Below are 13,432 nucleotides of genomic sequence, written 5' to 3'. Positions count from 1 at the left end.
GTCGCGGTTGCGATCGCGCTCACCGTCAGCCGCGCAAGCGGGGATATCCGTTCGAACGCAGGGTTCTCTACTGATACACCAGTAGAGAACCCAACACGCGACGGGATAACCCCCGAAATGGACGCCGTCCCGGGGCGGCGGCGCGTTGGAAGCCGTCCGCGGGGCTGAGCACCAGCCGACCGGCACCTACCCTCACAGTCGGGAAACAAATCTGTCGTCACCAGGTGGCCAACAGTTTCCCAACCACGCCGGTCGATCACCGCGAGCGACCTGGTCGGCACCGGCGAACGTGTGGCGACGACTGGCCTGGGGAATCCTGCCCACCTGAAACGACCAGCAGAACTCCCCACGCGACCAGCCCGGGCGCCACCCCCGGCGAAGTTACGGCGCGGACCGCCTAGCTAGGCGCGCCAGTACTGCACCTTGTCCTTGTCTTTCACCGTGTAGCCGAGGTTCGCGAGTTCGGTGCGGAGCTCGCGGAGGTCGGCCTTGCCCTTGTCGCCTTCGTCGAAGGCCTTGGACCGGACCTTGAGGATCGCGTTCACCGCGGGCGGCAGGTCCGGGTCGTCCTCGATCCAGCGGCGGAACTCGGACTCGTGCGGGTCGCCGGCGTCCGACCACGGGTAGCCGTGCGCGCGGAACGCGGCCGGGATCTGCTTCGCCTCGGACTTGAGCTGGTCGTGCTTCTCCCGGGCCAGCTCCCGCGAGGTCGCGTCCTGGAGGACGATCTCCTTGCCGTCCAGGAAGGCGACCGAGATCTTCTCCCGCGGTACCGTCAGGGTCTTCTGGTTCTTCAGGAACTCGACCGACCGGTTGGTGATCGTCACCTTCAACGTGTCGTCGAGCGCCATCGCGGCCAGCAGTACGCCGCCCGCGAGGCCGACGGCCACGGCGATCACCACGACCCACCAACTGTCCCACCCGGAGATCAGCCGCAGCGGTCCCTGGAACGGCACCCATCGCTGCCCGGCGGCCCAGTCCGCGATCCGCGGCAGGAAGAACCCGAGGACGAGCCCGGTCAGCGGCAGGCCGCCGTACAGCAGCACCTTGTCCGCCGTCGAGGGCCCGATGACCGTCTGATCCGATGCCTGTGTGGTCGACCCCATGGCCCGAACGTAACGCAGCGGAGTCATGACTTTGGTCTCGACCGACGACGACCGAAGTAGGTGGTCCGCCGCGACATGCCGACCCGTCTGGCCGCCGGGTGGAGGGCGTCCTAGGCTGACGCTGAATTGATCGAACTTGTCGTTAACGACCGCCGAACTCTCACTCGCGAGCATGGACAGCGGGGGCGCCACTCGCAGAGAGTCGGGCCGCCGAATCCGATCAACCGGAGGTATCCATGGTTTCGAGATCTGCTCGTAGTGCACTGGTGGGAACGGCGGCGGCCGCCGCCGCGGCAGTCATGGCGACGGCCGGCCTGCCGATGGGAGGGACCGGTGCCGACGCCGACGGGGCGGGCGGCCGGGACAGCTCGGAACAGATCGTGGTCACCGAACAGGCGACCGACCAGATTCTCGTCCTCGACTCCGATCGGGACAGCTGGCAGAACACGAAGATCGCCTGGAGCTGGCGACCCACGGCGCAGGACGGGCTCGGTGACCTGGTCGACAACTGGGGCGCTCCGGACGAGGCGAAGCTGCGGCATCGCGGCGGCCAGGCCTACCTGTTGACCACGGACTCGTGGGGCCTCGCGGCCGTGGTGCCGTACCCGCAGAAGGGTCCGGCGTACTGGGCCGCCGACGTCGAGCGGAAGAACAACCCGCACAGCATCGAGTTGCTGCCGGACGGGAACGTCGCGGTGGTGGCGAGCCACGGCAACTGGTTGCGGCTCTACACCGCGTCGCAGGGACAGCGGTCCACCACCTACGTCGAGTTCCCGCTGGCCGACGGGCACGGTGTGTACTGGGACGCGGACACCGGCCTGCTGTGGGCGCTGGGCGGGCACGACCTGGTCGCGCTCCGGGTCGGCGGTACGCCGGCCGCGCCGACGCTGACCGAGACCAAGCGGGTCGCGCTGCCGACGCTGCACGGTCACGATCTCCAGCCGGTCGCGCGCGACCGGGACCGGTTCTGGATCACCACGGGATCCCAGGTGTACCAGTACTCGAAGTCCCGCAACGCCTTCCTGCAGGACTACGTCGACCGCGACCGGATCAACGTCACCGGGGTCAAGAGCGTCGGGGACGAGGCGACGTCGGGCCAGATCCTGACGTCGGTCGTGCAGGTCAAGAACCTGTGCACGTGGTGCACCGACACCCCGACCCTCACCTTCCGCCGCGATCAGCTCACCCTGCACGGCTCGCAGATCTACAAGGCCCGCTGGTGGGTCGACCCCACCCTCCGCTGACCCCGATCCCACTGACCAGGCCGCCGGGCGAACCGCCGCCCGGCGGTCTGGCGAGGTCCTTCAGCTCTTCCCGGTCAGGGCGTCCTTCAGCATCGGCACCAGTTTCGGTAGCGCGTACTTGATGCCGAGCGGGCCGCCGATCGACATCGCGCTGGAGAACTCGCCGCTCGGTGTTGCCGTGTTGATCACCGGCGCGCCGCCCCAGTACGCGATGTGGCCGGCCTTCACGGCCGGCAGCGCGTTGAACAGCTTGTCGTTCACGAGCGCGGGATCGAGTTTGCCGGAGCCGTCGAGCGCGGCCATGAAGATCAGGTCGGCGTTCAGCTTTGGTGTCAGCTCCGGCGAGATCTTCACGTAGAAGTCGCCGTTGTCCATCGCGTCGATCTGCGGGTTGGACGTGAAGCCGAGCGAGGTCAGCAGCCGCATCCGCGGGTCGGACGGCAGCCATGCGTTCAGGCTGTTCGCCGAGTACACGCCCGCCGTGATGACTTTGCCGGCGAACTCCGGGTTCGCCTTCGCGGTGTCGGTCACCAGCGTCTCGGTGTCCTTCACGACCTGCTCGCCGGCGGCCGACGTACCGGTCGCCTTCGCGATCTCGCGGACCTGGTCCTGCCACGGGACGCCGTACACGTTCTTGGTTCCGGCCGGCGCCGCGATCGTCGGCGCGATCGCGTTCAGCGTGTCGAACTGCTTCTTGTCGTTGACGGTGTTCACGTACAGGATCAGATCGGGCTGCAGCGCCGCGATCTCCTCGAACTTCGGTTCGTACGCGTTGATCAGCTTCGGGGCCGGCCGGTCGCCCAGCGCGGACTTGACCCACCCGCGCAGCTGCGTGTTGCCGAACCAGTCGGCGCCCGCGACGGGGACGACGCCGAGCGCGATCGCCGCCTCCATGTCGCCGCCGCCGAGTGCCACCACCCGCTGCGGCTTGGCCTTGAGCGTGGTCGATCCGTACAGATGGTCGATCGTGACCGGGAAGCCGGCGGTGTCTCCGGTGCTCGCGGCGGAGTTCTCGGTGTCGTCCTGGCCGCAGGCGGCGAGACCCACGCCGAGGGCCAGGGCTGCGATCGCGACAGCCGCGACGGACCGGATGCGGGACAAGGCCATGGCGGGGTGCTTCCTCCCAACGGCGACAAATGTAGGTAAGCCTAACCTGACTAAGCCGCGAGTAGCCGCGCCGGGTTCACCGACAAGCCTCGGCGTCGTCGACCGTTGCGGTCAGCTCGGCGACTGCCGCCGTACCGCGCACGACGGCAACGCCGGCGGGGGTGCCGACGATCCCGGTGCCGAGCCAGGAGAGTCGTCGACCTACTGAGCGATCGACGGAGCGACCTACCCGCAGGCCGACGGCGACCAGGTCGACCGAGCGAACGACGTCCGCGACGCCGAAGCCGACCCGGACGACCACGCGCACCGCGAGTCCGCGGCCACCGCGTCCCACCAGTACTCCGGCGACCAGGGACGAGCTGCTCCGGCAGTACTGCATCCAGCAGGGCATCGACCCGGCCTGGTGCGACCCGAGCATCTGGCAGAGCTGGCGCGACCGTTGACAACGGAGTGATCGGCGCGCATCCTTAACCACATGGTTCTGAAACCACTTGGTTATGAAGACGGGTTGAGCGGTGTCTTCGCGGCGCTCGCCGATCCGACCCGGCGGGCGATCCTGGCGCAGCTCAAGCACGGTGACGCGACGGTCGCGGAGCTCGCGGCGCCGTTCAGCATGTCGCAACCGGCCGTCTCCAAACATCTCAAGGTGCTGGAGCAGGCCGGGTTGATCAGCCGATCGCAGCGGGCGACCGCACGGCTCAGTCATCTCGAGGCCGCGCCCCTGCGAACGGCCGTCGGTTGGCTGATGGACTACCGCGCCTACTGGGCGGAGAGCTTCGACCGTCTCGACGACCTGCTGGACGACCTGAAGGAGGAGTCGTGAAGGTCATCGCGGAGCCCGGCGTACCCGAGGTGGTCATCATCCGGACGTTCGCCGCGCCCAAGGAGCTGCTGTTCCGGGCCTACACCGAGGCCGACCTGGTGAAACGCTGGCTCGGGCCCGCCGGCCTAGAGCTGATCGTCAACCAGCTCGATCCGCGGCACGGCGGGCGCTGGCGGTGGACGCACTACGACGGCGACGGCAAGGGCTACGTGTTCCACGGGCTGTATCACGGTGATCCGACGCCTGAGCGGATCGTGCAGACGTACGAGTTCGACCAGGCGCCCGGGACCGTCTACCTGAACCTGATCACCTTCGACGAGGCCGACGGGGTCACCACGCTGACCCAGAAAACGGTGTTCTTCGCGGTCGAGGACCGCGACCTGTACGTCGACGGCGGCATGGAGCGCGGCATCCGCGCGTCCATGCGGCAACTCGAGAACCTCGTCACCGAACTGGCCGAGGAGGCCCATTCATGATGCTCACCGACAAGCAGGCGATTGTGTACGGCGCGGCCGGACCGATCGGCGGCGCAGTGGCGAAAACGTTTGCCGCCGAAGGTGCGACCGTGCACCTGGCCGGCCGGACCGCGGAACGCCTCGAGCGGGTCGCGGACGAGATCCGCCGCGCCGGCGGCAAGGCCGAGACCGGGATCGTCGACGCGCTCGACGAACGCTCGGTCGACGAGCACGCCGCCGCGGTCGGCCGGATCGACATCTCGTTCAACCTGATCGGCCACAAGCAGTACTTCGGGACGCCGCTGGTCGACATGCCGCTCGCCGACGTCGAGGAGCCGGTGCGGAACATGTTCCGCACGTTCTACCTCACGTCCCGCGCGGCCGCCCGGCAGATGATCAAGCAGCGTTCCGGCGTGATCCTCACGTTCGGCGGGTACGGCGACCCGGCCGCGAACCTCGGCGCGTTCCAGGCCGGGTTCGGCGCGGTCGAGGCGTTGCGGCGCAGCCTGGCCCGCGAGCTCGGACCGCACGGCGTCCGCGTGATCACCCTGCAGACCAACGGAATCCCGGAGTCGAACCCGGACACCTACCCCGAGGACTTCCGCCGCGAGGTGGCCGAGTACACCGCGTCGCAGACGATGCTCAACCGCGCCGCCACCCTGGCCGACGTCGGCGCCGTCGCGGCCTTCGCCGCCTCCGACCACGCCCGCTCGATCACCGGCACCGCCCTCAACCTCACCGCCGGCGCGGTCGTCAACTAGCTAGGTCCTGTCTGGCGATGCATCGCCTACTGCGGGGCACTCCTCGCTACGGCGCTGGATTGCCAGACAGGACCTACTCCAGGAAGTCGATCGCCGGCCCCTGCTCCTTGGCTGCTTGGTACACCGGCCAGGCGATCGCCAGATCCTGCCAGGGCAGCCCGACGGGTGCGTACACGGTGATCTCCTCGGCCGAACGACGTCCGGCGACGCGCCCGGTCAGTACGTCGGTCAGCGTCGCCTGCGCAGCACTCGCGGGCAACCCAACGTTGCCTAGGGCACCCATTCGTTCGGCGAGGACGCGGTCGTCGACGACCATGCGGGCGGTGGAGAGCAGGTCGGCGGACAACTCCACCTTTCCCGGCTCGTCGGCGCCCAGCGTGGTGAGGTGGAGACCTGGCCTGCTGTCCGCCGCGGTGAGGAGCGGCTCGCGGGACCAGGTGGCGAGCACGACGAGATCGGCCAGCCGGGCGACTTCGGCGGGGGAGTCGACGACTGTGCCGGAAATCCCCTGTTGTTTAAGGAATTCCGTGGCGCGGTCGCTGTCGAGGTCGTGCACCACGAGCCGGTCGACGGCACGCAGGGCGGTCAGTCCGCGGACGGTCATCGCAGCCTGCGCGCCGGCGCCGACGACTCCGACCGCTCCGGCGCGGGCCAGGACGTCGGTTGCCAGCGCGGCCGCCAGACCGGTCCGCCAGGCGGTGACCGTGGCCGAATCGAGGATCGCCAGGAGCGTGCCGTCGGTCAGGTCGTGGAGGCACACGACACCGCGCAGCGCCGGTGCGGCACCAGGGAACTTCGCGTTGACCTTCACGGTGTACGCCGGGATTCCGGGCAGCACGCCCGGCAGCAGCGCGGTCGCTGTACCGGGTCCGGGGAGATCCGTGCGGATCCGCAGCGGCTCGATCGTCGCCGCGTGCCGGAAACCGGTGCGCAACACGTCGAGGACCGCGGGGACGTCGAGCGACCGGAGGATGCCGGAACGGTTGAGGAGCAGGGTCATCAGACGATGTTCCTCTCGGTGCGGATGCCGGACGACTGGAACCGGGCGGCGGTCAGGGGGCGGACGTCCACGAAGGGTTCGCGGCCCAGGTAGAGGTCGCGGACGACCTCGCCGACCGCCGGGCCCTGGAGGAAACCGTGTCCGGAAAATCCGGTGGCGTAGAGGAACCGCGACACGGTGCCGTCCTCGCCGATCAGCGCGTTGTGATCGGGTGTCACCTCGTACAGGCCGGCCCACCCACCGCTCAACCCGATGTCCAGCAGCGACGGCGCGCGCCGCGCCATCGCCTCGGTCAGTCGCGGGATCCACGCGTCCGTCCGGCCCAGATGGAAACCGGGTTCCTCGTCGGGATCGGACAGCCCGATCAACAGCCGGGGACCCTCCCGGTGGAAGTAGAACGTGCTGCCGAAGTCGATCGTCATCGGCAGCCGGGGAGGCAGTCCCGGGATCGCCTCGGTCACGACGATCTGCCGCCGCAGCGGGACCACCGGAAGGTCGACGCCGACCATGGCTCCGATCTGCGCGGACCAAGCGCCCGCCGCGCAGATCACGGTCGGTGTCCGAATGTCGCCGCCGCTCGTCCGCACCACCGAGATCTGGTTGCCCACAGCATCGATTCCCAGGACCTCGCAGCCGGTGACCAGCCGCGCTCCGAGTCGCCGGGCGGCCGACGCGTAGCCGAGCACGACGGACTCCGGCGTGCAATGCCCCGCGGTCGGCGAGAAGCACGCGCCCACCAGTCCGTCCGGTACGACCACCGGCGCCAGGGAAACCGCTTCGTCGACCGACAACATCCGGGTCGGCAGGCCCGCGGTGTCCTGCAGCCTGTTCTGCAGTTCGGTGCTCTCGCGGAAATGCTCGACCTGCTCAAAGGTTTCCAGCAGGAACAGGTATCCGACCCGTTGCAGGTCGATCTCCTGACCGGGGCGCTCACCGAACCGCGCGAACGCCTCCAGGCTGCGGGCGCCGAGCGCGATGTTCACCTCGTCGGAGAAGTTCGCCCGCACCCCGCCGGCCGCCTTGCACGTCGACCCCGAGCCGAGCTGGTCCTTCTCCAGCAACAGCACCCGCTCCACGCCGGCCTCCGCGAGATGGAAGGCGATACTCGTCCCCATCACGCCACCGCCGACAATCACCACGTCGGCGGTGTCCATCACGGCAGCTGGAACGACAGGTCGGCCTCGACGGTCCCGGTGTCCATCTGCGCCTTCTGCAGCCGACCCGAGTAGTCCCAGTTCATCGACTGCCACCGGGTGAACTGGTCCAGCACCCACATCCCGCTCTGCCGTGACCCGTTGCCCGACTTCCCGTTCCCGCCGAAGGGCAGGTGTGCCTCGGCGCCGGACGTCGAGTTGTTCACGCTGACCATCCCGGCCGAGATCCCCTGCGCGAACCGGAACGCCTTGTTCGGGTCGGTGGTATAGATCGAGCTCGACAAGCCGTACCCCGACCGGTTGCCCAGTGCGATCGCGTCGTCGAGCGTGGAGTACGGCGTGACGCCGACGACGGGCCCGAACGTCTCGTTCAGGAACAGTTCGTCGTTCGCGCGGACGTCGGCCACGATCGTCGGGTGGTAGAACAACCCGGCCGCCGGATCCCCGACGAAGCCCTGGCGAGGGTTGTCCGCCGTGACCCGCCCGGTCCGGCCGATCACCCGGTGGTGCGCGGTGATCCACCCCAGCGACTTCTCGAACCCGGCGGCGAACTTCTCGTCCAGCAGCGGCCCGAACAACACGTCCTGTGTCGGGTCGCCCATCGCCGCGTCCGCGGTGGCCCGGCCGAACCGGTCCAGGAACTCGTTGTACACCGACCGGTGCACGATCGCCGTACCCAAGGACGTGCAGCGTTGGCCCGCCGTACCGAAGCCGGAGAACAACGCGCCCTCGACGGCCAGGTCGAGGTCGGCGTCCTCGGTGATCACCATCGGGTTCTTGCCGCCCAGCTCCAGGCACGGGGTCTGCAGGTGGCGACCGCACAACTCACCGATCCGGGTGCCGACCGCACTCGATCCGGTGAACCCGACCTTGTCGACCAGTCCGGCCTGCAACGCCTGCTCGAGTCCCGCGAACGTGTCCGGCCCGTCGGCGTACACCACGTTGAACACCCCGGCCGGTACGCCGGCATGGGCGAAGATCTCGTAGAACGCGTCGGAAACGACGGCGGAATATTCCGCCGGCTTCCAGACCACGGTGTTTCCGCAGAGCAGTGCCGGCACGATGTACCAGGACGGAACGGCGACCGGAAAGTTTCCGGCCGTGATCACGGCCACCGTTCCGACCGGGCGCCGGAACGTGAACAGTTGCTTGTCCGGCATTTCCGACGGAACGGTCTGCCCGTACAGGCGGCGGCCTTCGCCGAGGAAGAAGTCGCAGGTGTCGATGATCTCCTGCACCTCGCCCAGCGCCTCCGCGATCGGCTTCCCGATCTCCTGCGTGACGAGCGCGGCGAGCCGCTCCTTGTTGGCGGTCATCAACCGGCCCGCGTTCGAGATGACCTGGCCGCGCTGCGGTGCTGGGGTCGCCGCCCAGGCGCCCTGTGCGTCCCGCGCAGCCTGAGCCGCCCGGACGAACACCTCCGGCCCGGCGCTGCCGACCGTCCCGACGACCTCGCTCAACCGCGCGGGGTTGGTCGACGGAGTACGCCGTACCGCGTCCGCCACTCGCTCTCCACCGACAACGGACAGCACCTCACCGGCCATACGGCTACCTCCTCGTAGTGGATCTCCACCCTAAGACGGCGGTGGCACCCGGCGGTCCGGACACAGAGCCGCACGCTCTCGAGCGGGCCTTGTGATTGCATTCACAAGGCGGTAATCTGGACTGCGACGCAACTGCCGCTGACCACAGACGAGGTGTGGCCATGACCAAGCGCAGACCACCGGGCATGAGCACCCAGGAATGGGTGGAGGCCCAGATCCAGCGAGCGCAGAACGCGGGCGAGTTCGACAATCTGCCCGGGGCGGGCAAACCGCTGAAGCTCGCCGACCAGCACGATCCCGACTGGTGGGTGAAAGACTTCATCCGTCGCGAGGACGTCGAGACCGAAGCGCTCCTGCCGTCCGCGGTCCAGTTGCGCAAGGAGAAGGACCAGGTCCACGAGAAGGTCCGTGGGATGCGCCGCGAGTCCGAGGTCCGCGAGTACCTGGCCGACCTGAACAAGCGGATCCGGCTCGCCATTCGCGACACCACCGGCCCCGTCGTCCCGACCGGCCCGGTGAACGAGGACGCGATCATCGCCCAGTGGCGGATGGACCGCCCGGCCCGCGAGCCGATCACCGCGCGCACCGAACGGCGACAGCCGAAGAAGAAGTCCTTCTGGCAGCGCTTGTTCAGCTGAGCAGTTCGCGGGCCGCCTTCTCGATGGTGTGTTCGCTCAGCAGTACTTCGTGCGCGGCCGCGCCGAGCGGGACGTACGAGTCGTAGCTCGTCACGCGGGCGAGCCGGCCCGTGTACCCGTGGTCGATCAGTGTGGCCAGGACGCCCTCGGACACGCCGCCCGACCGGCGGGTCTCGTCGGCGACCAGCACCCGCCCGGTGATGTTTGCCTCGCGCAACAGATCCTCGACCGGCAACGGCGCCAGCCAGCGCAGGTCGAGCACCCGGACGCCCGGCACCCGCGCCGCGACCCGCAGGCTCATCGGTACGCCGTTCCCGAACGTCACGATCGTCAGCCCGGTCCCGTCGCCGTACGTCCGTCCGCGCCCGATCGGCACCGGATCCTCCGGGTACGGCGTCAGCCATCGCTCGTCGCCGTCGTCGTACAGGTCGCGCCGGTGGTACAGCGCGATCGGCTCCAGGTACACACTCACCGTCCCGGACGACCGCGCCGCCGCCGCGCACGCGTGCAGCATCGCGGCCGCGTCGTCGGGCCGCGACGGTGACGCGATCACGATGCCCGGGACGTCCCGCAGTACGCCGATCGCGTCGTCGTTGTGGAAGTGCCCGCCGAAACCCTTCTGGTATCCGTACCCGGCGATCCGCAGCACCATCGGGTTCGCGTACTGCTCCTGCGAGAAGAACTTCAGCGACGCCGCCTCACCACGGAGCTGGTCCTCGGCGTTGTGCAGGTAGGCGAGGTACTGGATCTCGGGCATCGGCAACAGCCCCGACACGCCCGCGCCGAGCGCGAGACCGAGGATCGACTGCTCGTCCAGCAGCGTGTCGAACACGCGCGCCGGTCCGAATGCCTTCTGCAGCCCGCGCGTCACGCCGTACACACCGCCCTTGCGGCCGACGTCCTCGCCGAAGACCATCGCCTCCGGGTACGACGCCAGTACGTCGCTCAGCGCCCGGTTGATCGACTGGCTCAGCGTCAGGAGCTCCGCGGACGGAGTGCGCCGCGGCAGGGCTTCCGCCACCGCATCCGGCTCCGGGAAGCGGAGCGGAGCGGCAACAGCCTCGGCGGAGGTCAGCTGCGGCAGGCCGGCGACCTCGGCCGCGATCCGGAGCGCCTCGGCCCGCTTGTCCTCGTACAGCTCGATGATCTCGTCCGCCGTGACGCCGGCCCCGAGCAGGTAGCGCGCCGTACCGAGTAGCGGATCCAGCTCCTCGTCCGCGGCCAGCTCGGCAGGGGAGCGGTATGCCGCCTCGACATCGGATCCCGCATGCCCGAGCAGCCGGACGGTCCGCAGTCGCAGGAACGCCGGCCGCCGGTTCCGTCGGACGAAGGTCGCCGCCTCGGTCGCCATCGACAGCGCCGCGTCGAGATCGGTGCCGTCCGCGTCGAAGTACCGCAGGCCCGGCCGCTGGCCGTACGCCTGCCGGATCCAGCCGTCGGGCGTACGCACGCTGATCCCGATCCCGTTGTCCTCGCAGACCAGCAGCAGCGGCATCGGCAGGCCTTGGTACGACGCGTGCAGGGCCGCGTTGATCGCCCCGGTCGCGGTGGAATGGTTCGCGGACGCGTCGCCGAAACTGGTGACGACGATCGCGTCGGCGGGCCACGGGGACGGTACGCCGAGTTTCGCCGACCGGTTCATCGAGAACGCGACGCCCATCGCCCGCGGCAGGTGGGAGGCGATCGTCGACGTCTGCGGGATGATCGACAGCTCGTGCCGGCCGAACACCTTGTGCCGGCCGCCGGCGATCGGCTCGCTGGTGGCCGCCGCGACGCCGAGCAGGATGTCGCGCAGCCCGTCCTTCGAGCCGCACTGCGCCGCGCGGGTCAGGTAGAAGGCACCGGAGCGGTAGTGCAGCAGCGCCGGATCGGTCGGCCGCAGGGCGGCGGCGACGGCCGCGTTCCCCTCGTGGCCGGCCGATCCGATCGTGTAGAAGCCGGTGCCCTGGGACTGCATCCAGCGGGCTGCCAGGTCCGCGTGCCGGCTGCCGAGCTGGGCGTCGTACAGGCCGCGGAGCAACTCTGCTTCGTGCTCCCACGGGGCCGGTGCGAGGCCGCGGACGCGTTCGGCGAAGGTCCTCATCTCATCCATGATCGGGGAAGATTCCGCCGATCACAGCTACGACCACGAGTTGAACAGGTCACCACGTTCGGTGCGCGGGTCAGGGGGAACCGGGCCGCAGGCTTGTTCGTTCCTCGGGTAAGGGGGACTCTGTGGGGTGTGGTGACGGTGGGTGAGGTGTGATGCGCCAGTCGCAGGTCGTACGGCGGGTGGGGACCGCGGCCGGTCTCGGAGCCGGGACAGCCGGTGCGCTGGCCGGTGTCCTGTTGCTCGGTCCGCTCGCCGCGTCGGTCCTGCTGGTCGTGGTGTTCGCGCTGGTCTGGCCGTTGGCCGCCGTCGTACGACACGTCGCGGACGACGCGCCGTACGGGTCGGCGGTCCTGGTTGCGGCGACGGCGGCGGGGGCCGTGCTGTGCCTGCCCGGGATGGTGCGGCTGCTCGCGTGGGGTGCACTCGGTGTGACGGCGGCGCTGACCTTCGCCGCCGTGTTCGTGCTGATCGACTTCGCCGTACCGAAACGGCATCCGCAGCAGCGGCCGTCGCGCAGGCAGCGGAAGCTGGAGCGCTTGACCGAGACTCAGCTCGTCGAGGACGAGCAGCTGATCGCCTCCCTGCAGTGCCCGCTCAGCATCGAGGAGCTGTGCGGAGTCTGGACCGAGACGGCGACACAGCTCGCCCAGGGCGCCGGGCCGCGCGACCGCCAGGCAGTCGCCGAGGTACGCCGTATCTGCCTCGACGAGTTCGAACGCCGCAACCCCGACGGCTTCCACCGCTGGCTCGACGCCGGCGCCCCGGCCGACCCAGGCCGCTACCTGCTTCCTACGCCCGGCGACTGAGCACGCCGACTGAGCACGGCGACGACAGCCTCTCCCGTCGAGCGGGCCGACTGCGGGTTCTGCCCGGTGACCAACCGGCCGTCGGTGATCGTCTGCGTGGTGAAGTTCGGCGCCGGGTGGTGGATCGCGCCACGAGCGGTGAGGGCGTCGGCGAGCAGGAACGGAACCACCTCGGTCAGCTCGACCGCGGCCTCCTCCTCGTTGGTGAAGCCGGCGACGTTCTTCCCGTCGACCAGGTAGCTGCCGTCGGACAGCCGCAGGTTCACGAGTGCCGACGGCCCGTGGCAGACCGCGGCGACCACACCGCCGCGCTCGTAGATCGCAGCCGCCAGCGATGCCAGCGCCTCGTCCTGCGGGAAGTCCCACATCGTCCCGTGTCCGCCGGCGAAGAAGATCGCGTCGTACGACGCGGCGTCGAGGTCGGCGGCGGTCGCGGTGTGGTCGAGATCCACCGAGGCGAGGAACTTCTGCTGGATCGGATCCGTGTCGTCCAGCCCGTCGACCGGCGGGCGGCCGCCGCGGACCGAGACGAGGCCGACCTCGAAGCCGGCCTTCTGGAACACAGCCCACGGCTCGGCGGCCTCGGAGACGTAGAAGCCGGTACTCCGGCCGGTGCCGCCGAGCTCGGAGTGGCTGGTGAGAGCAATCAGTACGCGTGTCATGTGCTCATGGTGCAAGGCCGCACCTATCGGAAACCAATAG

At 69.4% G+C, this 13,432-nt stretch carries 14 protein-coding genes; 6 read left to right on the top strand and 8 right to left on the bottom strand.

Features of this window, described 5'->3' with window-relative positions:
* Positions 1-401: 401 nt before the first annotated feature.
* Entirely contained in the window at positions 402-1,106 is a 705-nt protein-coding gene (locus BJY22_RS01425) for a YqeB family protein (protein WP_167203368.1), read from the bottom strand.
* A gap of 266 nt (positions 1,107-1,372) precedes the next feature.
* Between BJY22_RS01425 and BJY22_RS01420 the strand changes: the two genes are divergently transcribed.
* Positions 1,373-2,350, top strand: a complete 978-nt coding sequence (locus tag BJY22_RS01420) for a DUF6528 family protein (protein ID WP_167203367.1) — start codon at positions 1,373-1,375, stop codon at positions 2,348-2,350.
* A gap of 60 nt (positions 2,351-2,410) precedes the next feature.
* On the opposite strand, the gene BJY22_RS01415 is transcribed toward BJY22_RS01420, so the two are convergent.
* Positions 2,411-3,457: an iron-siderophore ABC transporter substrate-binding protein gene (locus BJY22_RS01415; protein ID WP_167203366.1), complete on the bottom strand. Its 1,047-nt coding sequence runs from the start codon at positions 3,455-3,457 to the stop codon at positions 2,411-2,413.
* Positions 3,458-3,533: 76 nt separating this feature from the next.
* Positions 3,534-3,875: a hypothetical protein gene (locus tag BJY22_RS01410; protein ID WP_167203365.1), complete on the bottom strand. Its 342-nt coding sequence runs from the start codon at positions 3,873-3,875 to the stop codon at positions 3,534-3,536.
* 57 nt (positions 3,876-3,932) lie between these two features.
* Between BJY22_RS01410 and BJY22_RS01405 the strand changes: the two genes are divergently transcribed.
* Genes BJY22_RS01405 through BJY22_RS01395 form a run of 3 tightly spaced genes read left to right on the top strand, consistent with a single transcriptional unit; the run spans position 3,933 to position 5,496 of the window.
* Positions 3,933-4,280 carry an ArsR/SmtB family transcription factor gene (locus BJY22_RS01405; protein WP_167203364.1) on the top strand — a complete coding sequence of 116 codons (348 nt, stop codon included), beginning with the start codon at positions 3,933-3,935 and terminating at the stop codon, positions 4,278-4,280.
* On the top strand, positions 4,277-4,756 hold the full coding sequence (locus BJY22_RS01400) for an SRPBCC domain-containing protein (RefSeq protein ID WP_167203363.1): 480 nt from the start codon (positions 4,277-4,279) through the stop codon (positions 4,754-4,756). Before BJY22_RS01405 ends, BJY22_RS01400 begins: the two co-directional genes overlap by 4 nt.
* The gene (locus BJY22_RS01395; protein ID WP_167203362.1) at positions 4,753-5,496 is read left to right on the top strand and encodes an SDR family NAD(P)-dependent oxidoreductase; all 744 of its coding nucleotides are present in this window, start codon (positions 4,753-4,755) and stop codon (positions 5,494-5,496) included. The genes BJY22_RS01400 and BJY22_RS01395 overlap by 4 nt, the downstream gene beginning before the upstream one ends.
* A gap of 73 nt (positions 5,497-5,569) precedes the next feature.
* On the opposite strand, the gene BJY22_RS01390 is transcribed toward BJY22_RS01395, so the two are convergent.
* From BJY22_RS01390 to BJY22_RS01380, 3 genes are read right to left on the bottom strand one after another with little or no spacing between them, the layout of a single operon-like run.
* Positions 5,570-6,496 (bottom strand): ornithine cyclodeaminase family protein, encoded by a 927-nt coding sequence (locus tag BJY22_RS01390; protein ID WP_167203361.1) that lies wholly within the window; start codon positions 6,494-6,496, stop codon positions 5,570-5,572.
* Positions 6,496-7,650, bottom strand: coding sequence for an NAD(P)/FAD-dependent oxidoreductase (locus BJY22_RS01385; protein ID WP_167203360.1), 1,155 nt, complete (start codon positions 7,648-7,650; stop codon positions 6,496-6,498). Before BJY22_RS01385 ends, BJY22_RS01390 begins: the two co-directional genes overlap by 1 nt.
* Positions 7,650-9,194: an aldehyde dehydrogenase family protein gene (locus BJY22_RS01380; protein WP_167203359.1), complete on the bottom strand. Its 1,545-nt coding sequence runs from the start codon at positions 9,192-9,194 to the stop codon at positions 7,650-7,652. Before BJY22_RS01380 ends, BJY22_RS01385 begins: the two co-directional genes overlap by 1 nt.
* Positions 9,195-9,355: 161 nt before the next feature.
* Between BJY22_RS01380 and BJY22_RS01375 the strand changes: the two genes are divergently transcribed.
* On the top strand, positions 9,356-9,832 hold the full coding sequence (locus BJY22_RS01375) for a DnaJ family domain-containing protein (RefSeq protein ID WP_167203358.1): 477 nt from the start codon (positions 9,356-9,358) through the stop codon (positions 9,830-9,832).
* On the opposite strand, the gene BJY22_RS01370 is transcribed toward BJY22_RS01375, so the two are convergent.
* Positions 9,825-11,924, bottom strand: a complete 2,100-nt coding sequence (locus BJY22_RS01370; protein WP_167203357.1) for a thiamine pyrophosphate-dependent enzyme — start codon at positions 11,922-11,924, stop codon at positions 9,825-9,827. The genes BJY22_RS01375 and BJY22_RS01370 overlap by 8 nt on opposite strands.
* A 152-nt stretch (positions 11,925-12,076) precedes the next feature.
* Between BJY22_RS01370 and BJY22_RS01365 the strand changes: the two genes are divergently transcribed.
* Complete coding sequence (locus BJY22_RS01365) at positions 12,077-12,730, top strand: hypothetical protein (protein ID WP_167203356.1); 654 nt, start codon at positions 12,077-12,079, stop codon at positions 12,728-12,730.
* On the opposite strand, the gene BJY22_RS01360 is transcribed toward BJY22_RS01365, so the two are convergent.
* Positions 12,703-13,392, bottom strand: a complete 690-nt coding sequence (locus BJY22_RS01360) for a type 1 glutamine amidotransferase domain-containing protein (RefSeq protein ID WP_202890949.1) — start codon at positions 13,390-13,392, stop codon at positions 12,703-12,705. The two genes, BJY22_RS01365 and BJY22_RS01360, sit on opposite strands and share 28 nt — an antisense overlap.
* Between the last annotated feature and the right edge of the window lie 40 nt (positions 13,393-13,432).

The organism is Kribbella shirazensis (assembly GCF_011761605.1).
Classification (GTDB): domain Bacteria; phylum Actinomycetota; class Actinomycetes; order Propionibacteriales; family Kribbellaceae; genus Kribbella; species Kribbella shirazensis.
The sequence above is the reverse complement of the archived record's forward strand: the minus strand, read 5'-3'. Positions and strand labels throughout refer to the sequence as shown.

Bases quoted from the DNA above. Each gene is read 5' to 3' on its own strand.
- BJY22_RS01425 (WP_167203368.1), bottom strand. From the start codon at position 1,106: ATGGGGTCGACCACACAGGCATCGGATCAGACGGTCATCGGGCCCTCG.
- BJY22_RS01415 (WP_167203366.1), bottom strand. From the start codon at position 3,457: ATGGCCTTGTCCCGCATCCGGTCCGTCGCGGCTGTCGCGATCGCAGCC.
- BJY22_RS01410 (WP_167203365.1), bottom strand. From the start codon at position 3,875: ATGCTCGGGTCGCACCAGGCCGGGTCGATGCCCTGCTGGATGCAGTAC.
- BJY22_RS01405 (WP_167203364.1), top strand. From the start codon at position 3,933: ATGGTTCTGAAACCACTTGGTTATGAAGACGGGTTGAGCGGTGTCTTC.
- BJY22_RS01395 (WP_167203362.1), top strand. From the start codon at position 4,753: ATGATGCTCACCGACAAGCAGGCGATTGTGTACGGCGCGGCCGGACCG.
- BJY22_RS01390 (WP_167203361.1), bottom strand. From the start codon at position 6,496: ATGACCCTGCTCCTCAACCGTTCCGGCATCCTCCGGTCGCTCGACGTC.
- BJY22_RS01385 (WP_167203360.1), bottom strand. From the start codon at position 7,650: ATGGACACCGCCGACGTGGTGATTGTCGGCGGTGGCGTGATGGGGACG.
- BJY22_RS01380 (WP_167203359.1), bottom strand. From the start codon at position 9,194: ATGGCCGGTGAGGTGCTGTCCGTTGTCGGTGGAGAGCGAGTGGCGGAC.
- BJY22_RS01375 (WP_167203358.1), top strand. From the start codon at position 9,356: ATGACCAAGCGCAGACCACCGGGCATGAGCACCCAGGAATGGGTGGAG.
- BJY22_RS01370 (WP_167203357.1), bottom strand. From the start codon at position 11,924: ATGGATGAGATGAGGACCTTCGCCGAACGCGTCCGCGGCCTCGCACCG.
- BJY22_RS01365 (WP_167203356.1), top strand. From the start codon at position 12,077: ATGCGCCAGTCGCAGGTCGTACGGCGGGTGGGGACCGCGGCCGGTCTC.
- BJY22_RS01360 (WP_202890949.1), bottom strand. From the start codon at position 13,392: ATGACACGCGTACTGATTGCTCTCACCAGCCACTCCGAGCTCGGCGGC.